Genomic DNA, 22689 nt, shown 5'->3' with positions numbered 1-22689 from the left:
CCTTCCTGCAAAAACGCCCGCCCAGCTGGCAGCCCGCCCCGACCACCAAGGAGCCGCGTTGATGAGCGCCCCTGTCCTGACCACCCTGCTGGTGGCCAACCGCGGCGAGATCGCCTGCCGCGTGATGCGCACCGCCAAGGCCCTGGGCCTGACCACCGTGGCCGTGCACAGCGCCACTGACCGTGACGCCCGCCACAGCCGCGAAGCCGACCTGCGCGTCGACCTGGGCGGCAGCAAGGCCGCCGACAGCTACCTGCAGATCGACAAACTGATCGCCGCCGCCAAGGCCAGCGGCGCCCAGGCGATTCACCCCGGCTACGGCTTTCTCTCGGAAAACGCCGGCTTCGCCCGCGCCATCGAAGCCGCCGGCCTGATCTTCCTCGGCCCGCCGGCGTCGGCCATCGACGCCATGGGCAGCAAGTCGGCGGCCAAGGCGCTGATGGAAACCGCCGGCGTGCCGCTGGTCCCCGGTTATCACGGCGAGGCCCAGGACCTGGAAACCTTCCGCGTCGCCGCCGAACGCATCGGCTACCCGGTGCTGCTCAAGGCCACCGCCGGCGGTGGCGGCAAGGGCATGAAAGTGGTGGAGGACGTCAGCCAGCTGGCCGAAGCCCTGGCCTCGGCCCAGCGGGAGGCGCAGTCGTCCTTCGGCGACTCGCGGATGCTGGTGGAAAAGTATGTGCTCAAGCCGCGCCACGTGGAGATCCAGGTGTTCGCCGACCAGCACGGCAACTGCCTGTACCTCAACGAGCGCGATTGCTCGATCCAGCGGCGCCACCAGAAAGTCGTCGAAGAAGCCCCAGCCCCCGGCCTGAGCGCCGAACAGCGCAAGGCCATGGGCGAAGCCGCGGTACGCGCGGCGCAGGCCATCGGTTACGTCGGCGCCGGCACCGTGGAGTTCCTGCTGGATGCCCGCGGCGAATTCTTCTTCATGGAAATGAACACCCGCCTGCAAGTGGAGCACCCGGTCACCGAAGCCATCACCGGGCTGGACCTGGTGGCCTGGCAAATCCGCGTGGCCCAGGGCGAAGCGCTGCCGATCACCCAGGATCAGGTGCCGCTGATCGGGCATGCGATCGAAGTGCGGCTGTACGCCGAGGACCCGGGCAACGACTTCCTCCCGGCCACCGGGCGCCTGGCGTTGTACCGCGAATCGGCGGCGGGCCCTGGACGGCGAGTGGACAGCGGCGTCGAGGAAGGCGACAGCGTGTCGCCGTTCTACGACCCCATGCTCGGCAAGCTGATCGCCTGGGGCGAGAACCGCGAGCAAGCCCGTTTGCGCCTGCTGAGCATGCTCGACGAGTTCGCCATCGGCGGGCTGAAGACCAACCTGGCGTTCCTGCGGCGCATCATCGCCCACCCGGCCTTCGCCGCCGCCGAGCTGGATACCGGCTTTATCCCGCGTTATCAGGATCAGTTGCTGCCACCGGCCACCGCCTTGAGCGACGAGTTCTGGCAAGCCGCCGCCCAGGCGTTCGCCCAGAGCCAGCCGGACCAGCTGCGCGCCGACGACCGTCATTCCCCCTGGGCCAAGGCCAATGGCCTGCGCATCGGCCTGCCGCGGGAAACCGTGCTGCACCTCGACTGCGAGGGCCAGGACCGGGCGATCAAGCTGGACACCAACGCGGCCATTGCCTTGCACGGCGAACAGCTGTCGATCGAACACAAGGGACTGCGCCAGCAGCACCGGGCGATTCGCCAGGGCGACAGCCTGTACCTGCAGTGGCAGGGCGAGATGCACCGGGTCACGGCCTATGACCCGATTGCCGCGGTGGAGGCCAGCCACAGTCATCATGGCGGCCTGACCGCGCCCATGAACGGCAGCATCGTGCGGGTCCTGGTGCAGGCCGGGCAGAGTGTCGAAGCCGGCGCGCAACTGGTGGTTCTGGAGGCGATGAAGATGGAACACAGCATCCGCGCACCGCAAGCCGGGGTGGTCAAGGCGCTGTATTGCCAGGAAGGCGAGATGGTCAGTGAGGGAAGTGCCCTGGTGGAGCTGGAATAAGCTCCTGAGGCAGAAGATCGTTCCCGCAGCCTTGCGGGAACGATCGTATTTTTACGTCAGAATTTAGCGGTAGCCTGCACTACCACACCAATAATCCGACACTCATCGCTGTAAAGCGTCTTCGGATAAGTCGGATTCAACGGCACCAGATAACGTTGCCCACCCTCTTCCACCAGCTTGCGGAAAATCGCTTCGGTACTGCCCGGGCATTGCACGATCACCAGCTTGCCGGGAACCGCTTCCACCGCCGGATCCACCAGGATCAACATGTCCTGGGCGATGCTCAGGCCGCTCGGGGCAATCATCGCGTCGCCCACCACGACCAGCCAGAACGCCGAGCCTTCGGCCTGGTAGTCGGAGAGCTCGTAACGCTCGGCGGCGTAGCCCGCGCCACCGGCCTCGCGCACCTCGCCAACGCCCCGCCAGTCGCTGACCGGGTAGCGAAAGTACGGGTTGTACTTCTGCACCAGTGACGGCCCTTCCAGCAGCAACTGGCCCTCGTCATCCACCTGTGGTTTTTCGCGGATCACCAGCGCGACTTCGAGAAAACCCAGGCCGATTTCTTCCAGCACCCGGTTCATGTCTTCGATCTTCGGCTGGCGCCGTTTGCTCAGCCAATGGCCGATGCCGCCCTGGGACATGCCCAGGCGCTCCGCGAGCTTTTCTTGTGTGACCTTGCGGTCCTTCATGTTGGATTTAACCAACTCGATCCATTTGTCCATGGACCGGAACAATACGTTGTGTATTTCCGCCCTCAACACACAAGTTGTAGTATTTGAAACCTAGTCACAAATACATTAAGTATTACCATTCCTCAGACCCTCTTATTCCACGTCAAAGGATGGAACCGCTCATGAGCACAACCAGCAAAGATGCACCGGAACTGGAAACCGATGTCGGCTTCAACGCCCTCAAGGACAGCGAGGCCGCCCGCCGGGCCATGGACTACTACTTGAAGCCGGCTATTGCAGAAGCGTCGATCGACGAGAAGTTCTTCGAAGTCAAAGACAGCATCAGCAGCGAGGAAGCGATGATCCACGCTTCCGACCTGCTGCGTTGTGCCGCGGCCAGCGCCTACGAGGCCGCCGACCACCTGCGGGGAACCCGGCGGGACCTGGCGTTTTCCGTGGTGCACATGATCGACATGGCCAAGGCGCTGGTGGATCGCTCGCTGGACAGCCAGCGCCAGGAATGAGAGGCGCGGCAGAATTCGCCCACGGCCGATCCGGCCGATGAACAAGGCTGACAACAGGGACAGGAAATTATTTTCTAAACGGCGGGGAAAAACATTTGACTTGCAAATGATAATGATTATTATTGCAAGCAACTGGTCGCGAGATCAGTCGATAACCCAAGAGACCTTAGGTCGGACTCCTGGATTATCTCCTCATCAGGCTAATCACGGTTTTTGACCCGGCTTTTTGCCGGGTCTTTTTTTTCTGCCAGTTTTTCTGGCTTGGCTTCAGGCTAATGAAGACTGGGTCCCGCTAAATTGGCGGCGATGATAGCAAAAGAATGCCTCATTGCAAGCCGACGCCCGCCGCAACGGCTCGCAAATGCAAAAACAGCGCTTGAGAATCAATCGCATAGCTTCTAAGCTGCTTTCGCGTCAAGGACGACGCCCCCCTCTCCCGTGGAAATTACCCCGGTATTTTCCCTGCCTTGCTAAAGTAACGGCCATAAAAAATCCTGTTCAGGAATCGACCATGACCGTGGCTCAAAGCTCGTTTCAAATCTCTGCCAATTTCGACAGCGGCAATATCGAAGTACTGGATGCCAGCAACCCCTCGCAAGTCCTGCTGGCCATCAAGCCCGATACTCGCAGCGCGCATTTCCAGTGGTTCCACTTCAAGGCCAGCGGCCTGCGTGTCGGCCAGGAACACTGGTTCCGCCTGAGTAATGCCAGCAAGTCCTCGTACAACAAGGCCTGGAGCGGTTATCAGGCGGTGGCGTCCTACGACCACGTCAACTGGTTCCGCGTGCCGACGATTTTTGAAGGCGACACCCTGCGCTTCTGCCTTGAAGCCACCCAGACCCACGCCTGGTTCGCCTATTTCGAACCCTACAGCCGCGGCCGGCATGACTGGCTGATCGAGCAGGCGCTGATCAAGGCCGGCGCCGAACTGCTGGCCACCGGCAAAAGCGTCGAGGGTCGCGATATCCAGCTGCTGCGCAAAGGCAGCGGCGGCGAAGGCCGACGCAAGGTCTGGATCATCGCCCAGCAGCACCCTGGCGAGCACATGGCCGAATGGTTCATGGAGGGCGTGATCGAACGCCTGCAGCACCGTGACGATGCCGAGCTGAACAGGCTGCTGGCCAGCGCCGATCTGTACCTGGTGCCGAACATGAACCCCGACGGCGCCTTCCACGGTCACTTGCGCACCAACGCCATGGGCCAGGACCTGAACCGCGCCTGGCAGAGCGCCAGCCAGGAGCTCAGCCCGGAAGTGCTGTTCGTCCAGCAGCAGATGGAGCAGTACGGCGTCGACCTGTTCCTCGACGTGCACGGCGACGAAGAAATCCCCCATGTGTTCACCGCCGGCTGCGAAGGCAACCCGGGCTACACGCCGCGCCTGGCCAAGCTCGAGGAGCACTTCCGCAGCCACCTGAAACACAAGACCCGGGACTTCCAGACCACCCACGGCTACACCAGGGACAAGCCCGGCGAAGCCAATATGACCCTGGCCTGCAACAGCGTCGGCGAGAAGTTCGACTGCCTGTCGCTGACCCTGGAAATGCCGTTCAAGGACCACGACGACAACCCCAACCCGCTCACCGGCTGGTCGGGCAAACGCTCGATGCAACTGGGCAAGGACGTCCTCAGCACCGTGGCCGACATGGTCGGCATCCTGCGCTGATCCTGCTGCGCTGGCCGCGGCGCGAACCGCGGCCGGCGCCTATTGCACCGGCACCCGCCGGCAATCCTCGGGCCCGAGCAAGCGCCCATCCGCCGAGCGCAGCTCCAGCGGTCGCAGCGGCAGTCCCTGCTCGCGGTCGACCATCAGCGAATGCGCTTCCCCCTCCTCGTAGAAATACGCCTCGCCCCACTGCCGCAGACCGATGATCAGGTTGAACAGGCCGTTGCCCTTCTGCGTCAGCACGTACTCCTGATAGGCACTGCCGTCGGACGCCGGCAGCACCTCGAAGATGCCGTGGGCCACCAGGGTCCGCAGGCGGGCGGCGAGGATGTTCTTGGCCATCCCCAGATTGCGCTGGAACTCGCTGAAGCGGCGGATGCCGTCAAAGGCATCGCGAATGATCAGCAGCGACCACCAGTCACCGATAGCGTCCAGCGAACGGGCCACCGGGCACTCGGCGCCCTCCAGGCTTGTGCGTTTGACCATGATGCAGACTCGCGACAGGAAAGTGGTTGCAATATAAAACCAGCCTCTCTACCGTACAACTGGTTTCATAAAGCAACCAGAACTCACGGAGCCGAGCATGACAGCCGCAATCGCCCCTTTGCCATCCGCCACCATTCCGGCGTCGGTGGTGCTGCTCTTTGCCATTGCCTGCGGGCTGGCGGTGGGCAATGTCTATTACGCCCAACCCCTGCTCGACGCCATGGCCCACAGCCTGGACATGCCGCGAGCGACCATCGGCCTGGTCATCACCCTGACCCAGGTCGGCTACGGTCTCGGCCTGCTGTTCCTGGTGCCGCTGGGCGACCTGCTGAACCGCCGGCGCCTGATCGTCGGCCAGACGAGCTTGTCGGTCGTGGCCCTGTTGATGGTGGCGCTGGCGGCGGACAGCACTTGGCTGTTGCTGGGCATGGCCCTGACCGGGCTGCTCGCGGTGGTGACCCAGGTGCTGGTGGCCTATGCCGCCAACCTGGCCGCGCCAGGCGAACGTGGCCAGGTGGTGGGTAGCGTGACCAGCGGCATCGTGCTCGGGATCCTGTTGGCGCGCACGGTCTCGGGAACCATGGCCGACCTGGCCGGCTGGCGTTCGGTGTACCTGCTGTCGGCCGGGCTGACCCTGCTGATGGCGCTGCTGTTGTGGCGGGTGCTGCCCAAGGTCGAGCAACCGGCGGCAATGCACAGCTACGGCCAACTGATCCGTTCGCTGTTCGGCCTGTTCCGCGAAGAAAAGGTCCTGCGCGATCGAGCGGTGCTGGCGATGCTGATCTTCGGCGCCGGCACCGTGTTATGGACCCCGCTGGTGCTGCCCCTGAGCGCCCCGCCGCTGTCGCTGTCGCACACCGAGATCGGCCTGTTCGGCCTCGCCGGCGCCGCCGGTGCCCTGGGCGCCTCGCGTGCCGGACGCTTGGCCGACCGTGGCCTGGGACAATGGACCAGCGGCCTGGCGCTGAGCCTGATGCTGGCCTCCTGGTTGCCGATCGCCTACACCCAATCGTCGCTCTGGGCCCTGCTGCTGGGGGTGATCGTCTTCGACCTGGGTTTGCAGGCGGTGCATGTCACCAGCCAGAGCCTGATCTACAGCACCCGCCCCGAGGCCCAGAGCCGCCTGGCCGCGGGCTACATGCTGTTCTATTCGATCGGCAGCGCCAGCGGCTCGATCGGCGCCACCGCCCTGTACGCCTGGGCGGGCTGGACCGGGGTATGCCTGCTGGGCGCCGCGATCAATGGCGTGGCGCTGCTGTACTGGCGGTGGAGCCTGAACCCGCGCAAAGCCCCGGTGTGTGCCGGTTGAAACACATTGCCAGGGCTCTTGAGCGCACCGCCCTGCTCTCAGTCCTTGCCGCGCAGCATGCTTTCCAGCACCCCGTCGCGGCGCACCCAGCCATGGAACAGCGCCGCCGCCAGATGCAGCAGCACCGTCAGGAACAGCAGGTAGGCGAGAAAGCCGTGGGCCTTGCGCAACCAGGCGAACAGCGGGGCATTGGCCGGCAGGAGCGACGGCAGCTGCAGCGAACTGCCAAGCATCACCGGGTCGCCCGCCGCCGAAATCATCGCCCAGCCCAGCAGCGGCAGGATCAGCATCAGCGCGTACAGCAGCACATGGGAGGCCTTGGCCGCCAACGCCTGCCAGCCCGGCAGGTCCGCCGGCAGTGGCGGTTGCCGGGTGGAAAAGCGCACGACCAGGCGCACGATCACCAGCAGCAGAATGGCAATGCCCAGCGGCTTGTGCAGGTGGATCAACCACTCATGGCGCTCGGACACCGAGGCCACCATGCCGGCGCCGATAAACAGCATGGCAATGATCATCAGCGCCATCAGCCAGTGCAGCAGGCGCGCCAGTGGCGCGAAATGATTCGGTTGGGCGCTCATGGGCGGGACTCCTGGGCAGCATGGGGCAATTGATCGACTTCACTGGTGCGGCGCAGATAGGAACTGGCGTAGGCCGCCGAACGGGCCGCCAGCAGCGGGTCGTCGGAGGCGGCAATGCCACTCGGCAGCACCAGCGGGTCGTAGTTGATGTCGCGGCATTCGCCCTCGTTCTGCGGCTGGCTGCGCTCCAGCACCAGGGTCCCGGCATTCAGCACCTTGCGCTCGCTGGGCCAGGCCTTGCTGGCATCGTCGGTCGGGTCGCCCGGGTTGGCCAGGGTGATGCTCAAGCGCCAGCGCAACGGCCCCGCGGCCAGGCGCTGCACCAGGTCTTTTTCCAGGAAGTCGTTACCCTCAGGCACCACCGCGCCGGGCGCGTCCTGGGTCAGCGGCACCACGCCCCAGCGCACCGCCTGGCGTTGCCCGGTGGCGCTCACCAGGTAAAACGCGTTGATGCCGTTGTAGGTTTCGGTGGCGTAGCTGACCGAGGGCTTGGCGCTTTTGATCCATTGCAGGAACGGCATGGCTTCCGGGTGGGCGGCGAAAAACGCCGGCACGCTGGCCGGGTTCGGCTTGCCGGTCGCCGGGTCTGGCGCACTGGCCTGCTGCAACTGGTAAAACGCTTCGGGGGTGCCCACCGGGAACACCGGCATGCTGTTCATCCCGGTGCGCCATTGCTGGCCGTTGGCCTGGGTGAAACGCAGCGCCAGGCTGCGGATCGGCACACTGCCGTCAGGTGCATAGGGGTTGCCGGGGGGCAAGGCGAAACGCCCGACCACCGGGGTCCGCGCTTCGTTGAACACCTGGGCGCTGGAATAGCTGCGGGCTTCGCCGCTGCTCTCGAAATAACCGACCACGCACACACCCTTGGCGTGGTTGCGACGGAAGCCCGGATGCACGCCGTTGTTTTTCTCCAGCACATCCACCAGGGCCTTGGGGGTCAGGCGCTGCGGATCGAAAGTGCCGTGCACATAGGCCATGGCGCCGGCCAGGGCCGCGACCACCAGGGCGATCCCGCCCAGGCGCAGGCTCAGGCTGGCCGCGCTCAAGGGCGGACGATCAGGGGGGGATGGACGATCTACCATGAATATCTCCAGGGCCGCGGGCCACAGGTGGAAAGGACAGGTCAGACGTACCCCGGCAAGCTTTATTCCCGTCGCCGATATTTATTTTCCGAGCACTGGAATAACCTGCACGACCAGGCGTCTGGCTGTTGCAAGCACGCTGTTGCAAGCGTAGCGACTGGCCAACGATCCGCAGGACCCCATGAACGATATCGACGAACAGCTGCGTGAAATCATCCCCCGGTTGCGGCGCTTCGCCCTGTCCCTGAGCCGTCAGCCCAGCAGCGCCGACGACCTGGTGCAAGCGAGCCTGGAACGGGCGCTGTCGAGCTGGGGCGAAAAACGCCCCGAGGGCGATCTGCGGGCCTGGCTGTTCGCCATTCTCTACCGCCAGTTTCTCGACGCGCACCGCCGCTCACGGCGTTATGCGCGCATGCTGGAATTCTTCACCGGGCGCGACGACGCCCAGCCTTCGGTGGAACGCAGCGTGGTCGCGCAATCGACCCTGGAAGCCTTCGACCGCCTGCCCGCCGAACAGCGCGCGCTGTTGCTCTGGGTCTCGGTGGAAGGCCTGAGCTACAAGGAAGTCGCCACTATCCTCGACGTGCCCACCGGCACCGTGATGTCCCGCCTGTCCCGGGCGCGCCAGGCCCTGCGCCAGCTCAGCGACGGCGAAATCAGCAGCCCTTCTTTGCGGATACTCAAATGATCAGCCTGCCCCCCAGCGAACGCGACCTGCACGCCTACATCGACCATCAGCTCAGCGAGAGCGACCGGCGCCTGCTGGAGACCTACCTGAGCAGCCACCCGCAGCTCGCCGCCCAGGTCCAGGCCTGGCAGCAGGACGCCCAGCAGCTGCGTGCGGCCCTCGGCGGTGCCTTGCAGCAACCGGTCAACCCCAACCTCGACCCGGCGCTGATTCGCCAGCGCCTCAAGCGCCAGTCGCGCCGCCACCTGGCCAGCGCCGCGCTGCTGTTGATCGCCCTCGGCGTCGGCGGCCTGAGTGGCTGGCAGGCGCGGGAAATGACCCTGGCCAGTGCTCTGCCGCTGCCGATGACCGACGCCCTGCAGGCCTATCGCCTGTTCGCCCAGCAAGGCGTCCTCCCGGCCGACCTCGAGGTCCGGGGCAACGGCGCCATGCAGGCCTGGCTCGACCGCTACTTCACCCAGGCCGAGCGCCTGCCGGACCTGCGCGAGGCCGGGTTCCAGGCGGTCAGCGGGCGTTTGCTGAGCACCGATCAAGGACCGGCGGCGATGGTGCTGTACGAGGACCAGGGCGGGCACAGGATCAGTTTCTATATCCGCCCGCCGGGACCGAAGAACTACCTGCTACCCCGGGGCAGCCGCAGCGATGGCGAACTGCAGGCCGACTACTGGTCCGACAGCGGCTACAACTACGCCATGGTCAGCCCCAGCGGTTCGGCGGTGGCGCAGCGGCTGCAGGATACCCAGAAGTTCTGACCCATGGCAGCCGCATCCCCGTGGGCCGGCCTTGAGACCGCCAGAGGTCCTTCGGACCTATCGCAGCCTGCGGCAGCGGCTACCTCGACCCCGTCATCTGGGCCATCACCTTCTCCTGTGGCCGCTGCCGTAGGCTGCGATCGGCAGCGAAGCAGCCGCAGGATCTGCGCCACGCCACAAACACCTGCGACTAGCACAATAGGGTCACTCCCCCCTTTAAAACCCCACATCCAGCACCACATTGTCGATATAGGTCCCCGCCGGCGGCGTGGCCTGGTCGGTGTAGATCCGGGCGTTGTAGTTGAACACCTGGCTGCCGGTGCCCAAGCCGTTGCCGGGGTTCACCTCGGCGTCGGAACTGGCCCGCCGCGCCGCGCCCACGCTGCCCCAGCGGGTGGTGCCGGCGCTTTTGAAGATGTCGTAGGCCAGGTAGTTGCCCCCCGAGATCATCCGCCGCCGCCCGCCGACGCTGACGGGCTGCTGGCCATCGTCCAGGCCCACGGTGTAGGCACTGCCCTTGGTACAGGCGAGGTTGATGGTCTGCCCGCTGACAGTGGCGAAGGCGCTGATCACCGGCGCGCTGCCGAAGCTGATGTTGGGCGCGGTGATCACGCAGTCGTTGGCCACCGTCAGGTTGACCGTCAGGCTGGCGACGCCGCTGCCGATATCGCGCCCCAGGCATGCGCCCAGCGCACCGATCCCCGCGCAGTAGTTCCAGCTCCAGGCAATGCTCAGGGTCTCGGTGTAGATGCCGGCGGCGACGTTGCTGCCGGTGATGCTGCCCAGGTAGATCGGTATGGCCTTGGCCACGGTCGGGCTGCCCAGCAGCCCCAGGGCGTCGACGATGGAGTTGCGCGCGAAGTCGAACTGCACGCCGCGGGTGATGGGGTAATTGGTGCTGTTGTCGCCGTAGATCGTGTAGCCGATGACATCGCCGGTGGGGCCCAGCAGCCCGCTCTGCGAGGAGGTGATGGTGGCGTAGAAATGGTCGTTGCTGGCCATCAGGGTCGCCAACGAGCCGGTGCAGGCCAGGCCGGCGTTGGTGCTGGAAGCAGGTTGCGAGGTGGTGCGCACCAGGATCGAACTGAGGGTGCCGAAACTCGCCGGCGAGGTACTGACCACCGAGCACAGGGCCTGGACCGGCCCGGGCAGCAGCAGCGCCAGCAGCAACAACCCCCGCCCCCAAAAACGACGCAACCTGTCCATGTTCACTGACTCCCGATTCCGTTCATGAATCCTCACTGACACACCAGCGGCCCAATCAACGGCACCTGTTCCTGCTCCGGCTCCAGGGCAAAGCTCACCTGGCAGCTGCTGCCGTCGGCGAGGCTGACCCGCAGGTTGTTGTTCGGCGCCAGGTTTTCCAGGTACACCAGGCCGTCCCAGCCCACCACCGTCTGGGCGCCGCTCTGCTCGTGGGTCACCAGGCTGCCCAAGGGCAGCTCATGGTGCCGAGCGTCCACCAGGACCACGCTGGCGGCGAGGATGCGGGTCAAGGGGAACTCCACCAGGTAACCGCTGCCACGACGCACCGCGACCCGCTGTTCGACCAGCGGGCTCTGCACGTTGGCCGGCAGGTTCAGCGGGTCGATCTCGTATTTGCCGCGGTAATAGGCGCTGCTCCAGGGCACCAGCAGATGGCCATTCTTATCGGTGCTTCCTACCAGCTGGTTTTCGTAGCGCACCGGAATATCCCGGTAGCCGTCGGTGCTGACCACCACGAAGGCATCGTCGATGCGGTTGGCGGCGAACACCTGGCGGTCCATCCACACCAGCGAACCGCTGGCATCGGCCCAGCGGGTTTGCGCCTCGCTGGAACCATAGACCCCGGCCTGCAATTGCACCGACTGCAAACGCCAGGTCAGGTCGGCCTGGCGGTAGGCCGGCGCATCGCCCTGGGCATATCCGAGATTGAAGCCGAAGCCGCCCTCGCTGGGCACCGCCCGGCTGTAGTTGACCCGCTGCCGGTTCTGCCCGTCCTTGCTGCGTTCGCTGCTCAGGCTGAGGCTGCCGTGGAGGTCGAACGGAATCACCAGTTGGGCCTGGACCGCCCAGTTGCTGTCGCCGATCTCGCGGTTGGCCGACAGGTAGAAACTGCTGCTGCGCCACAGCGGCTTGCTCCAGGTCAGGTTGAGCAGGCGGGTGCGCGAATCGTCCGCGGCGCGCACATCGAAATAGCCGGCGCCGAGGCTGCCGTAGCGCTCGAGGTTGAGGCTCAGGGTCAGCTGTTCGCTGCGCTGGCTGAGGCTGGCGTAGGGGCTGTCCACCAGCGTCAGGTCGGCATAGCCGTCGCGGCGCTGCATGCGCTGGTAGGAGAGGCTGTAGCGTTGGCTGCTGTACTGATAACCGAGGCTGATCTGCTGCCCGCCCTGGCCGTCGAAGCGGCTCTGGCTGATGGCGCTGTTGAGCACACCGAAGTTGCCCAGGCGCAGGTTGCCGCCGAAGCCGCCGAGGGTCAGGGACTCTGCGGCTTCGGCATGGCCTTCCAGGGTCAGGTTATTGCTCAGACCGTAGCGCAGGCTGCCGGAGGTGACGCCTGGGCCATAGCTGAAATCCTTTAGCGTGTAGTCGCGGCGCAGGGTCCCGGCGGCTACCGAGAAATCGCTCAGGCCTTGTTGCAGCAGGCTGCTGGTGACATAGAACGGCACGGTGGTGGACACCTGTCGCCCCAGGGCATCGGTGGTCACCACCACCGCTTCGCCGGCACCGTTGATGAACGGGATATTGGTCAGGGTGTAGGGCCCCGGCTGCAGGTCGGCGCTGCTGGACTTGTAGCCGTTGATAAACAGGTCCACCGAGGACGGCACCGCCGCCTCCCCGGCGAACTGCGGCAAGGGGTAGGTCACCAGATCCGGGCGCACGGCAAAGTCGCGGGACAGTTGCACGCCGCCCAGGCGCACCGCGTTGCTCCAGGGCAAGGCGCCGCTGACCAGGTCGCCGGCCTCGTAGGTCAGCAGGCGTTCGTCATCGGAGTAACGCCAGGTCGTGTCGTAGCGGCGGTAGCCGTTGTTCAGCGTGCCCTCGCCGAGGCCGGAAAAGGTCCGCCGGTACTGGCCGGTGTTGGACAGGGTGCCCCAGCTGTCGAACAGCCGCACCTCGTTCCAGGCGGCCAGGTAGGTGCCGGCATCGTCGGTGTCGTTGAGGTACAGATCGTAATTGAGCAAGGCGCCGAAACTGCTCAGCGCCGGGGTTCGTGGATAGGCCTGGCGGCTGCCGATCCGTTGCTCCGGCAGCCAGTCCGGCGGCACCTCCAGCAACAGGCGCTGGCCCTGGCTGTCGTAGTCGCTGTGCAGCCCTCGCAGGCTGTCGAGGGCGACCTGCGCATCGAGCCCCTCGGGCAATTTCATCCCGCTTTCCCGCAGGGCCTGGGCCGGCACGAACAGGCGCCCGGCACGTTGCTCGACAGCGATCACTCGCCCGGTATTCATCTGATTGACCACCAGTTCCAGGAACAGCTGGGCATCGCTGATCGCTTCCATGCCGCTGGGCGGCGGCGGCAGTTCGCCCCCCAGGCTGGCGGAGGCGAACACCCAGCAACACAGCCCGCTCGCCGCCCACCCCGGGCGCCAGAAACGACGAGCTGCGCCGAGGCTCATTGTGGCTTTTCGTCCATCGATGGAGACCTTTCTTCCATGGCCAGCCGTGGTTCCCGTTACCGGTCAGCCCGAGCGGCAGCTCTGCAACCCCGCCTGTCCGCGGCGGCAAGCGGCTTTAGCGGGCCGGCGCAACGCTCTGCACCTGTGGCGCGCCATTGACCCGCACCTGCAGCACCGCGTCCGTGGTCGGCGCAGCGGGCAGTGGCCAACGCATGATCGCCCCCGGCAGCACGTAGCCCAGCAGCCCTTCCACCAGCGGCCGGGTCTGCCCCGCCTGCTTGAACGCCACATCGGTCAGGCGCGCATGTACCGCGCCCTGGTTGCGTACCTCCACGTAATTGCGCCCGTCCACCGCCACCTTGCGCCAGCTCAGCTCGGGCACGCCGGCGCTTTTCGGGTCGCGCTGGCGGGTACTGTCTTCCTTGCTCCAGAGCCCGGCCCCGTAGGCGAACAGCGGCACCGAATAGCGCATCTGGAACCGGATCGCCGCCGCCGTCTTGCCCTCGCCTTCGGCAATCGGCGGCTGGGCCGAGGGGATTTCATCGATGATGATGCGGTAGGCCAGCTCCTGGCCGGGCGGGACTTCGCGGGTCCGGGTCAGGCGTACCAGTTGCTTCTGCCCGGGCGCGATCTTCGCCACCGGCGGGCTGCCGATCACCTCCCGCTGGTTCTGGTACTGGTCCTCGAAGCCGCTCTGGCTCCAGGCAAAGACCCGGATCTGCAGGTTGGCGGTTTCCGTGCCGCGGTTTTCCAGCCACAAGGCGCTGGCTTGCTGGTCGGCCTCCAGCACCGGGTCGATCGGCCAGATCAACACCGAGCTGGCGGCGCTTGCCTGGGCCGCCCCCAGCAACGCCATGGCCAGCACGGCACAACGAATGGCCTGCAAGCGCCGGGAAGTCGAATACATGCTGCTACTCCTTATGGTCTTGCCCCATCACCACGACAGCTGCACCTGCAGCACATCGCTGTACGTCCCCCCAGGCTGGTTACCCGGTAATTGCACCTGGCCGTAGATCGGCAGGCTGATGTCGTTCGCGTCGCTGTAGGCCACCGCCACGCTCTGGCCAATGCCCAGGCTCTGGCTGAACGCCGCGTCGCGAAACAGCTGATAAGCCACCCGCGCACTGCCGCCATCGAGCTGCATGTGCCGTCCGCTGCTGTTGTACTGGCCGCCGTCGACACTCATGTTCAGGGTCACCCCCGGTGTGCATTGCAGCTGCACGCTGCTCGCCAGGGCGACCTGCAGCGTGCTGGTGGACAACGCCGACTGGCTGCCGAAGTCCAGGCTGCCGTAATTGCTCACCCCGCCCACCACCAGGCACCCGGCGACCACCGTGGCGCTGACCTGGAAGCTCTGGCTGGTCACCGCTGCCAGGGGCAGCGGCAGGCTGCTGGCACCGAACAGCACCAGCGCCGCGCAGGCGTGACGGGCCATGGCGTCAGAAGGTCAGTTCGACGGCGACGGTATCGGTGTAGGTCCCCGCCGGCAGGCCGGCCTTGCCAAGCGCCTTGCCGTAGATATTGACGGTCTGCGCCACACCGGTGCTGGTGGCCAGGTTGATGACATCGTCGATGGCCAGGAGCTGCGAGTGGCCGGAGTCGGTGTACAAGTCGTAAGGCACGAAGTTGCCGCTGCCATCGGCCAGGGCCCGGGTGCCGCCGGCGGACTCGCCGTCATGGGCACCCGCGCGGACCTTCACCACCGGGCTGGTGCCGCTGGAACAAAGGATCGACAAGGCCCCGCCGCCGCCACCGAGCACCTGGGCCGTGGCCTGGGTGAACAGGCTGTCGGTGGTGCCGAAGTTCAGGGCGCCGAAGTTCAGGCCGCTGCTGCCGCCTGCGCCGTTGACCTGGCAACTGCTGGTGAGAATCAGGCTGGACGTGATCTGGCCGGTGACCGTCGCGGCCTGGGCACTGGAGAAGATCGCGAGGCCAAGCAGGGCCAGGGCCATCCGGGATACAAACATATGCATGACATTCGTCCTCTTGGGGTTTACCAATCCAGCGTGACCGTCAGGGTGTCGGTGTAGACCCCTGCCGGCAGCGCGCGGGTATTCGCGACCACCGAGCCAAACACCGGGATCGGTACCTGGGCTCCACTGGTAACGGCGAAATTGTGTTGTTGACCGATGCTGTAGCTGTCGCTGCCGGACGCATCGAGGAACAGCCGATAGGCAATGGTCTGGCGGCCATTGCTCAGGCGCCGGGTGCTGCCGTCGCCGTTCAGGCCGCCGTCGATGGTCACGGTGAACCCGGTCACCGAAGGGTTGCAGGCGACTTCCAGGTGGCCATTGCCAGCGCCGCTGAGGCTGGCATTCAGAGGATTGGCCCAGGTCGGGCCGTGCTGGCCGAAATCCAGCAGGCCGAAGTCGCTGAGCGGGCTTTCGGGGGTGCTGGTGGCGCCATTGGTCACTTCACAGCCGGCGATGATGGTCAGCCGCGCATGGATCTGCCCGCTGATCGCCGCTTGCGCGTGCTCAGCCAGCAGTAGCAGGGAACCCAGGGCCGCCAGCGCCCAGCGTCTACTTGTCATACCGCATCCATCCCAGATCCATCAGGACTCTCCCTTGACCGCTCATGGCGAGCGACTTCCCTGTACCGCCCGGACCCACCGGACGGCTCCTTCACAGTCACTACCAGGTAACCGTCACTTTCAGCAGGTCGGAATAACGACTGACCCGCGGGATCTCAGCCAACGGTTCGATCCGCCCGTACAACGGCAGGTCCACCGACCCCGAGTCCGGCACCCGGCCGCTCACCGGCACGTTCACCGGCAGCGGAATGCGCCGGGCCGGATCCTGGTACAGGCGATAGGGAATGGGTTTGCTGTGTTCGGCACTGCCGGCCAGGTAGCGCACTTCGCCGACGCCTCCGTGTTGTCCGCCGTCGACGCGCAATTGATAAGGGGTGTCCGGGTTGCATTCGAGCCTGGGCAGGCGGGCGTCGAGCAACGCCGCGCTGAGGGGACCGGCGGGGTTGTCGAGGCGCGGGCTGCTGCCGAAATCCAGCACGCCCAGTTGCTCGATGCCGGCATCGCGCTGCTGCCCCACCAGCTGGCAGCCACGCTGCACGTTGACCCGGACCTCCACCTGGAGCTCCGCGGCCCATGCCGTCGCGCCAAGCAGCATGCTCATGACTGCGAAAACCAGCTTGCCATTCAACGCCTCAATCCTTTTGAGGAACGATAGGTACAGCTCAGGTTAGTCAGCGCTGGGGAAATCGCCAGCGTCGGGGGGGCAAGCCGCGTGCCAATAAAACAGCCCCCTGAGCGCCCGGTGCACCGTGGTCGAACACAGTGACACGGGCAAAAAGCTGTACCGACCCGAGCTTTTCGTAGAACCAATCGGCGCCTTCAGACAGCGCTGGATGCCGGGCCGGGGATTGGTTAAATTACCGCGCCGGTTCCAGGGGGGGAGCGGGCCTGGAACAATCGGGGTGACACCATTGGCCGCTTTACCGCCAAACCGCTCGCTACGCCCATCGCGCTGGCCCAGGCTGCGCGCGTTCTTCGGCAAGGCCTTCGCCCGGCCCGCCGCCAGCACCAGCCACGGCCGAGTGATTCACGAGTATTTCCGGCACAAGGCCCACGACCAGGGCTACACCCTGAGCCACAGCCAGCAACGGGTGATCGACTACATGGCCCAGCAGGCCAACGCCCTGCTCCAGCCAGACGCCAGGCCACACGCCAGCCGCAGCCTGTATCTTTATGGCGCGGTGGGACGGGGCAAAAGCTGGCTGCTGGACGGCTTCTTCCGCGCCATCCCGCTGGCGGAAAAACAGCGCCTGCACTTCCACGATTTCTTCGCCCAGCTGCATCAGGGCATGTTCCGTCACCGTGAGCAGCCCGACGCCCTGGAGGCCACCCTCGACGAACTGCTCAGCCACTGCCGGGTGCTGTGCTTCGACGAGTTCCACGTCCACGATATCGGCGACGCGATGCTGATCACGCGGCTGTTCAAGGCCCTGTTCCAGCGCGGCATCCTGCTGCTGGTGACCTCCAACTACGCCCCCCAGGGTTTGCTGCCCAACCCGCTCTACCATGCGCGCTTCAAGCCGGTGATCGACCTGATCGCCAGCCGCATGCAGGTGATGGAGGTCGGCGGCCCACACGACTACCGCAGCCAGCCCCGCAGCCATTCGCAGCAGGTATTCACCCAGGGCCGTTACCTGTGGCCCGGCAGCGAGCAGCAGCGCCAGAGCCTGGGCCTGCCACCACGCAACAGCCCGACCTCGGCGCTGATGGTCGGCGCGCGCCAGCTCCAGGTGCGGTTGTGCGAACAACACAGCGTGGGTTTTGCCTTCAGTGACCTGTGCGAACAGCCGACCGCAGTCATGGACTACCTGGAGCTGAGCCGGCGCTTCGATCACTGGATCATCGACGAGCTGCCCGAACTGGGCGAATGCCCGATCGCCGTGCAACAACGCTTTATCAACCTGATCGACGTGCTGTACGACCAGGACAAGCACCTGACCCTGATCGGCGAACGTTCCCTGCGCGAAAGCCTGGGCGGCAACGCCATCGACCTGGCGCGCACCCGCAGCCGCCTGGGCCAGCTGCAGGAAATCAGCGCGGATACGCCGCCGAGCTGAACCGGCGGTCGCCACTCGCCGCCCCGCGCCGCTATCATGGCGACCATTTCCAGGGCCGTGTGCCCTCCTCCTGCCTGAGTGTCGAACCTGTTCATGGATACCCTTGCCCAACTGCGGGCCGGCCAATTGGCCGGGCTCAAGCGTCTGGACCTGTCTTGCGGACTGACCGAATTCCCCCGGGAAATCTTCGACCTGGCGGACTCGCTGGAAGTCCTCAACCTCAGCGGCAATGCCCTGAGCAGCCTGCCGGACGACCTGCACCGCCTGACCCGCCTGCGGGTGCTGTTCTGCTCCGATAACCACTTCACGCAAATGCCGGCCAGTGTCGGCCAGTGCGCGCAACTGAGCATGGTCGGCTTCAAGGCCAACCGGATCGAACGGGTGCCCGCCGCCGCCCTGCCACCGCTGTTGCGCTGGCTGATCCTCACCGACAACCGCATCGAGGAACTGCCGGACGAGCTGGGCCAGCGCCCGCACCTGCAAAAGCTGATGCTCTCCGGTAACCGCCTGACCCGGCTGCCCCAGAGCCTCGGCCAATGCCACCAGCTGGAGCTGATCCGCATCGCCGCCAACCGCCTCAGCGCATTGCCGGCCTTCCTGCTGGGCCTGCCATGCCTGACCTGGCTGGCCTATGCCGGCAATCCGCTGGAATCCGAGGCCGACGCGGCGGCGCTGGAATCGGTGGCGCAGATTCCCTGGACCGAGCTGGAGTTGCAGCAGCGCCTGGGCGAAGGCGCCTCCGGGGTGATTCACCAGGCCCGCTGGCAGCGCCCCGGACAAGCGTCAGTCGAGGTGGCAGTCAAGCTGTACAAGGGCAGCATGACCAGCGACGGCTCGCCGCTGCATGAAATGAACGCCTGCATCAGCGCCGGCCGGCACCCGAACCTGATCCGGGTCGAAGGCCGGATCAGCGATCATCCCCAAGGGCAGAACGGCCTGGTGATGCAGTTGATCGAGCCGAGCTACCGCAACCTGGCGGCCTTGCCGAGCCTGGCCTCCTGCACCCGCGACATCTACGACGAGAGCAGCCGCTTCAGCGCCGACGCGGCCTTGCGCATGGCCCGCGGCATCGCTTCGGTCGGCGCGCACCTGCACCGCCAGGGCATCACCCACGGCGACCTGTACGGCCATAACATTCTGTGGAACCCGGAGGGCGAGTGCCTGCTCGGGGATTTTGGCGCGGCGTCCTTCCATGCGCTGGCCGACACCGAGGAAACCCGGGCCCTGCAACGCATCGAAGTACGGGCCTTCGGCATTCTGCTGGAGGAGTTGCTGGCAAGGATCGAGTCGGGCCTGAGCCCGCGGCAGCACGAACGCCTGCAAGCGCTGGTCAGCGACTGCTGTCAGCCGCAGGTGCTGGCGCGGCCGGGGTTTGCTGAAGTCGGGGACGTGTTGCGGGGGATTTGAAGAGCATCGCCAGCCAGCTCGCTCCTGCTGGAGCTTGCCGGCTGGCGCAAGAATCGCTCAGGTAGCGCGATTCACCGGGCTGGATTAACCCGCCAGGCCGACGAACATGTCCTGCACGTCGTCATGGTTGTCCAGGCCTTCGAGGAAGGCTTCGACTTCCGCCATCTGCTCGTCGGACAGGCCGCTGACCGGGTTCTTCGGCTGGTAGCCCAGCTTGGCCGACAGCACGGTGAAGCCTTGCTCGGGCAGGGCTTTCTGCACTGCGTCGAGGTCCGCAGGCTCGGTCAGGAACAGGGTCGCGCCCTCTTCGCCCGGCTCGAAATCCTGGGCCCCGGCTTCGATGGCCGCCAGTTCCGGATCGGCGTCCGGGCTGTCCGGCATGGCTTCGATCATGCCGACATGGTTGAAGTCCCAGGACACCGAACCCGAAGCGCCCAGCTGGCCCTTGCGGAAAGCCACGCGGATTTCCGCGACGGTGCGGTTGATGTTGTCAGTCACGCACTCGACGATCAGCGGCACCTGGTGCGGCGCGAAACCTTCGTAGGTCACGCGGTGGTACTGCACGGTCTCGCCGAGCTGGCCCGAACCTTTCTTGATCGCACGCTCCAGGGTCTCGCGGGGCATCGAGGCCTTTTTCGCCTGCTCCACCACCAGACGCAGGTGTGCGTTGGTGGCGACGTCAGCGCCGTTGCGGGCAGCAATGGTGATCTCTTTGACCAGCTTGCCGAAGATCTTGCCCTTGGCGTTGGCTGCTGCTTCTTTGTGTTTAACCTTCCACTGTGCGCCCATTACTCACTCTCTTTGATCTGTGGCGTCGAGTTGGATTTGGCCGACGCGATGGGCAAGTTTATACGGCCTGAAGGCACCAATCGACCAAAAAGTCAGATCCGCGACCACCTGTCCCGCCCCTCAGCCCTTGTCGGCCTTGCCCGCCACGGCGGCGAGCCGGGCCAGGCGCACGTTGCATCGACTGCGCACAGGAGCCGTGTTGGCACGAGGTGACGACCTTTCTCGATAGGCTGCGCGACCGCCCGGCTCGCTCCCTGTAGCCGCTGCCGCAGGCTGCGTTCGGCCCGGAACGGGACGCGCCCTTGAGGCCCCAGGAAGGCCCTGCGGGCCTTATCGCAGCCTGCGGCAGCGGCTACAGGTTCAATGCGTGGGCGCCAGCGCCAGGAAGGCCTGGATCAGGCGCAACTCCCGACGCCGCTCCAGGCAGCCGAGCATGTGCCGGTTCAGCAGCCCCTCGCCGATGATCGGCAGCGCCCGCACCCGCGGGTCGGGGCTGAGTTCCAGCGACGACACCACGCCCACCCCCAACTGCGCCGCCACCGCCTCGGTCACTGCCTCGCGGCTGTCGAGCTCCAGCAGCACCTTGGGGTTGATTCCGGCCTGGGCGCAGGCCGCATCAAAGGTGCGACGGGTAATCGAGCTGGGTTCGCGCAGGACCATGATCACCTGGTCCAGCCGCTCCAGCCGCACGCCCTCGGGCTCGGCCAGCCATGGATGGCCCTGCGGCACCAGCGCGCAGATCCGCGACTCGCCGAGGCTCTGCAGGTGCAGGCCCTTGCGCGGTTCGACCTCGGTCAGCACCGCCACATCGGCATGCTCCGAAAGCAGCGCCGCCAGGGTTTCCTGGGCATTGCCCAGGCGCAGGTTGACGGTAATCCCCGGATAGCGCTCGCGCAGGCTGGCGAGCATCGGCATCACCAAATGCGGGCCGTCCGCCGCCACTTCCAGGCGCCCGGTGAGCAACTGCCGGTTAGCTTCGAGCATGGCCTTGGCCTCTTCAGCCAGGCCGAACAGGGCGCGGGTGATCGCCGCCAGCTTGGTGCCCTCCTCCGTCAGCTCGACCCGGCGCGCGGTGCGACGCAGCAGGGTGATCTGGTAGTGCTCCTCCAGCGCCTTGATATGCCCGGTGACCGCCGGCTGGCTGATGAACAGCCGCGCGGCGGCCCGGGTGAAGCTGCCTTCACGGGCCACGGCATCGAATGCGCGCAGTTGGAACAGGTTCATATCTATCGGCCTCACTTATGACTGGCATAACAACAAACAATTTGATTGATAGCGAGGCAAACTGCAATTTAAGCCCCGTAGTTTTTATCCCAAGCGCATCCCATAACGCTTTTGCGAGGACACCCGAATTGAGTACTGCCGCGCCCATCCTGCTCACTCCCGGCCCCCTGACCACTTCGGCCCGTACCCGCCAGGCGATGCTGCTGGACTGGGGTTCATGGGATGACCGTTTCAACCAGCTGACCGCCAGCGTCTGCGAACAATTGCTGGCCATCGTCAACGGCGCCGCCAGCCACCACTGCGTGCCCCTGCAAGGCAGCGGCACCTTCGCCGTGGAAGCCGCCATCGGCACCCTGGTGCCACGCGACGGCAAGGTGCTGGTGCTGATCAACGGCGCCTACGGCAAGCGCCTGGCGAGGATCTGCGAAGTGCTGGGTCGCGATTTCAGCACCTTCGAAACCGCCGAGGACCAGCCCACCACCGCCGCCGACGTCGATCGCCTGTTGCGTGCCGATACGGCCATCAGCCATGTGGCGCTGATCCATTGCGAAACCAGCACCGGCATCCTCAACCCACTGCCGGGCATCGCCCAGGTGGTGGCCAGTCATGGCAAGCGCCTGATCATCGACGCCATGAGTTCCTTCGGCGCGCTGCCGATCGATGCCCGACAGGTGCCGTTCGACGCGCTGATCGCCGCGTCCGGCAAGTGCCTGGAAGGCGTCCCCGGCATGGGCTTCGTCTTCGCCCGCAAGGAAGCCCTGGCCGCGGCCGCCGGCAATTCGCACTCGCTGGCCATGGACCTGCACGACCAGCACAGCTACATGACCAAGACCGGGCAATGGCGCTTCACGCCGCCGACCCACGTGGTCGCGGCGCTGCACGAAGCCCTGCTGCAATACCACGAAGAAGGCGGCCTGCCGGCGCGCCACCAGCGTTATGCCGCCAACTGCCAGGCGCTGCTCGACGGCATGGTGCAACTGGGCCTGCGCAGCTTCCTGCCGGCGGCGATCCAGGCGCCGATCATCGTCACCTTCCACGCGCCGAACGATCCGCGCTACCAGTTCAAGGAGTTCTACGAACGGGTCAAGGCCAAGGGTTTCATCCTCTACCCCGGCAAGCTGACCCAGGTCGAAACCTTCCGCGTCGGCTGTATCGGTCATGTCGATCCAGCCGGGATGCGCGCCGCGGTCCAGGCCATCGCCGATGTGCTGCGGGAAATGCAAGTGCTGGATATCTGATCCCGACACACAACCTGTAGGAGCAGGGGGGGACGCCTAGTCCTTGCCCGCGATTGCGGGCACCGCGTTCCATCAGGTCAACCTCGT

Annotated in this window: 22 protein-coding genes; 9 read left to right on the top strand and 13 right to left on the bottom strand. The window is 65.8% G+C overall.

What is annotated here, in order from left to right; genetic code table 11:
• Positions 1 to 61: 61 nt before the first annotated feature.
• Positions 62 to 2005, top strand: a complete 1944-nt coding sequence (locus DK261_RS13520) for an acetyl/propionyl/methylcrotonyl-CoA carboxylase subunit alpha (RefSeq protein WP_110175852.1) — start codon at positions 62 to 64, stop codon at positions 2003 to 2005.
• A 56-nt stretch (positions 2006 to 2061) separates the two neighbouring features.
• Here the strand turns inward: DK261_RS13520 and DK261_RS13515 are convergent, their stop codons facing one another.
• Positions 2062 to 2727 (bottom strand): LexA family transcriptional regulator, encoded by a 666-nt coding sequence (locus DK261_RS13515; RefSeq protein WP_009049820.1) that lies wholly within the window; start codon positions 2725 to 2727, stop codon positions 2062 to 2064.
• A gap of 131 nt (positions 2728 to 2858) precedes the next feature.
• Between DK261_RS13515 and DK261_RS13510 the strand changes: the two genes are divergently transcribed.
• Entirely contained in the window at positions 2859 to 3200 is a 342-nt protein-coding gene (locus DK261_RS13510; protein ID WP_009049821.1) for a DUF6124 family protein, read from the top strand.
• 511 nt (positions 3201 to 3711) lie between these two features.
• Positions 3712 to 4863, top strand: coding sequence for a M14-type cytosolic carboxypeptidase (locus tag DK261_RS13505; RefSeq protein ID WP_110175851.1), 1152 nt, complete (start codon positions 3712 to 3714; stop codon positions 4861 to 4863).
• Positions 4864 to 4902: 39 nt separating this feature from the next.
• On the opposite strand, the gene DK261_RS13500 is transcribed toward DK261_RS13505, so the two are convergent.
• Positions 4903 to 5349, bottom strand: a complete 447-nt coding sequence (locus DK261_RS13500; RefSeq protein WP_009049823.1) for a helix-turn-helix domain-containing protein — start codon at positions 5347 to 5349, stop codon at positions 4903 to 4905.
• Between the two features lie 97 nt (positions 5350 to 5446).
• Here DK261_RS13500 and DK261_RS13495 point away from each other — a divergent pair, with 97 nt between their 5' ends.
• Entirely contained in the window at positions 5447 to 6658 is a 1212-nt protein-coding gene (locus DK261_RS13495; RefSeq protein ID WP_110175850.1) for an MFS transporter, read from the top strand.
• 38 nt (positions 6659 to 6696) lie between these two features.
• Here DK261_RS13495 and DK261_RS13490 read toward each other — a convergent pair whose 3' ends face one another.
• Positions 6697 to 7236 carry a cytochrome b gene (locus tag DK261_RS13490; RefSeq protein ID WP_016701926.1) on the bottom strand — a complete coding sequence of 180 codons (540 nt, stop codon included), beginning with the start codon at positions 7234 to 7236 and terminating at the stop codon, positions 6697 to 6699.
• Positions 7233 to 8318 carry a catalase family peroxidase gene (locus DK261_RS13485; protein WP_110175849.1) on the bottom strand — a complete coding sequence of 362 codons (1086 nt, stop codon included), beginning with the start codon at positions 8316 to 8318 and terminating at the stop codon, positions 7233 to 7235. The genes DK261_RS13490 and DK261_RS13485 overlap by 4 nt, the downstream gene beginning before the upstream one ends.
• Positions 8319 to 8499: 181 nt before the next feature.
• Here DK261_RS13485 and DK261_RS13480 point away from each other — a divergent pair, with 181 nt between their 5' ends.
• Positions 8500 to 9006 carry an RNA polymerase sigma factor gene (locus tag DK261_RS13480; protein WP_009044629.1) on the top strand — a complete coding sequence of 169 codons (507 nt, stop codon included), beginning with the start codon at positions 8500 to 8502 and terminating at the stop codon, positions 9004 to 9006.
• On the top strand, positions 9003 to 9758 hold the full coding sequence (locus tag DK261_RS13475) for an anti-sigma factor (RefSeq protein WP_110175848.1): 756 nt from the start codon (positions 9003 to 9005) through the stop codon (positions 9756 to 9758). The genes DK261_RS13480 and DK261_RS13475 overlap by 4 nt, the downstream gene beginning before the upstream one ends.
• Before the next feature lie 216 nt (positions 9759 to 9974).
• Here the strand turns inward: DK261_RS13475 and DK261_RS13470 are convergent, their stop codons facing one another.
• From DK261_RS13470 to DK261_RS13440, 7 genes are all read right to left on the bottom strand, one after another.
• Positions 9975 to 10964, bottom strand: coding sequence for a spore coat U domain-containing protein (locus tag DK261_RS13470; protein ID WP_110175847.1), 990 nt, complete (start codon positions 10962 to 10964; stop codon positions 9975 to 9977).
• Between the two features lie 32 nt (positions 10965 to 10996).
• Entirely contained in the window at positions 10997 to 13354 is a 2358-nt protein-coding gene (locus DK261_RS13465) for a fimbria/pilus outer membrane usher protein (protein ID WP_110175846.1), read from the bottom strand.
• A gap of 115 nt (positions 13355 to 13469) precedes the next feature.
• A complete protein-coding gene (locus DK261_RS13460) occupies positions 13470 to 14261 on the bottom strand; it encodes a molecular chaperone (protein WP_028682799.1) in 792 nt (263 codons plus the stop codon).
• A 27-nt stretch (positions 14262 to 14288) separates the two neighbouring features.
• Complete coding sequence (locus DK261_RS13455; RefSeq protein ID WP_009049831.1) at positions 14289 to 14789, bottom strand: spore coat U domain-containing protein; 501 nt, start codon at positions 14787 to 14789, stop codon at positions 14289 to 14291.
• 4 nt (positions 14790 to 14793) lie between these two features.
• A complete protein-coding gene (locus tag DK261_RS13450; protein ID WP_009049832.1) occupies positions 14794 to 15327 on the bottom strand; it encodes a spore coat U domain-containing protein in 534 nt (177 codons plus the stop codon).
• 20 nt (positions 15328 to 15347) lie between these two features.
• The gene (locus DK261_RS13445) at positions 15348 to 15887 is read right to left on the bottom strand and encodes a spore coat U domain-containing protein (protein ID WP_009049833.1); all 540 of its coding nucleotides are present in this window, start codon (positions 15885 to 15887) and stop codon (positions 15348 to 15350) included.
• 100 nt (positions 15888 to 15987) lie between these two features.
• Complete coding sequence (locus DK261_RS13440; protein WP_371920944.1) at positions 15988 to 16488, bottom strand: spore coat U domain-containing protein; 501 nt, start codon at positions 16486 to 16488, stop codon at positions 15988 to 15990.
• Between the two features lie 310 nt (positions 16489 to 16798).
• Between DK261_RS13440 and zapE the strand changes: the two genes are divergently transcribed.
• Together zapE and DK261_RS13430 are read left to right on the top strand one after the other, a co-directional pair.
• Positions 16799 to 17944 carry a cell division protein ZapE gene (zapE, locus tag DK261_RS13435; protein ID WP_016701931.1) on the top strand — a complete coding sequence of 382 codons (1146 nt, stop codon included), beginning with the start codon at positions 16799 to 16801 and terminating at the stop codon, positions 17942 to 17944.
• A gap of 93 nt (positions 17945 to 18037) precedes the next feature.
• Entirely contained in the window at positions 18038 to 19351 is a 1314-nt protein-coding gene (locus DK261_RS13430) for a leucine-rich repeat-containing protein kinase family protein (RefSeq protein WP_110175845.1), read from the top strand.
• 84 nt (positions 19352 to 19435) lie between these two features.
• Here DK261_RS13430 and DK261_RS13425 read toward each other — a convergent pair whose 3' ends face one another.
• Together DK261_RS13425 and DK261_RS13420 are read right to left on the bottom strand one after the other, a co-directional pair.
• Positions 19436 to 20140: a YebC/PmpR family DNA-binding transcriptional regulator gene (locus tag DK261_RS13425; protein ID WP_009049837.1), complete on the bottom strand. Its 705-nt coding sequence runs from the start codon at positions 20138 to 20140 to the stop codon at positions 19436 to 19438.
• A 360-nt stretch (positions 20141 to 20500) separates the two neighbouring features.
• Positions 20501 to 21364: a LysR substrate-binding domain-containing protein gene (locus DK261_RS13420; protein ID WP_110175844.1), complete on the bottom strand. Its 864-nt coding sequence runs from the start codon at positions 21362 to 21364 to the stop codon at positions 20501 to 20503.
• 128 nt (positions 21365 to 21492) lie between these two features.
• On the opposite strand from DK261_RS13420, the gene DK261_RS13415 reads away from it, so the two are divergent.
• Positions 21493 to 22602 (top strand): 2-aminoethylphosphonate--pyruvate transaminase, encoded by a 1110-nt coding sequence (locus DK261_RS13415; RefSeq protein ID WP_101282848.1) that lies wholly within the window; start codon positions 21493 to 21495, stop codon positions 22600 to 22602.
• Positions 22603 to 22689: the final 87 nt, after the last annotated feature.

It is taken from the genome of Pseudomonas sp. RW409, assembly GCF_003184125.1.
In the GTDB taxonomy this organism is placed as follows: Bacteria; Pseudomonadota; Gammaproteobacteria; order Pseudomonadales; family Pseudomonadaceae; genus Aquipseudomonas; species Aquipseudomonas chlororaphis_I.
This window is presented reverse-complemented; position numbering and strand designations above follow the sequence as displayed.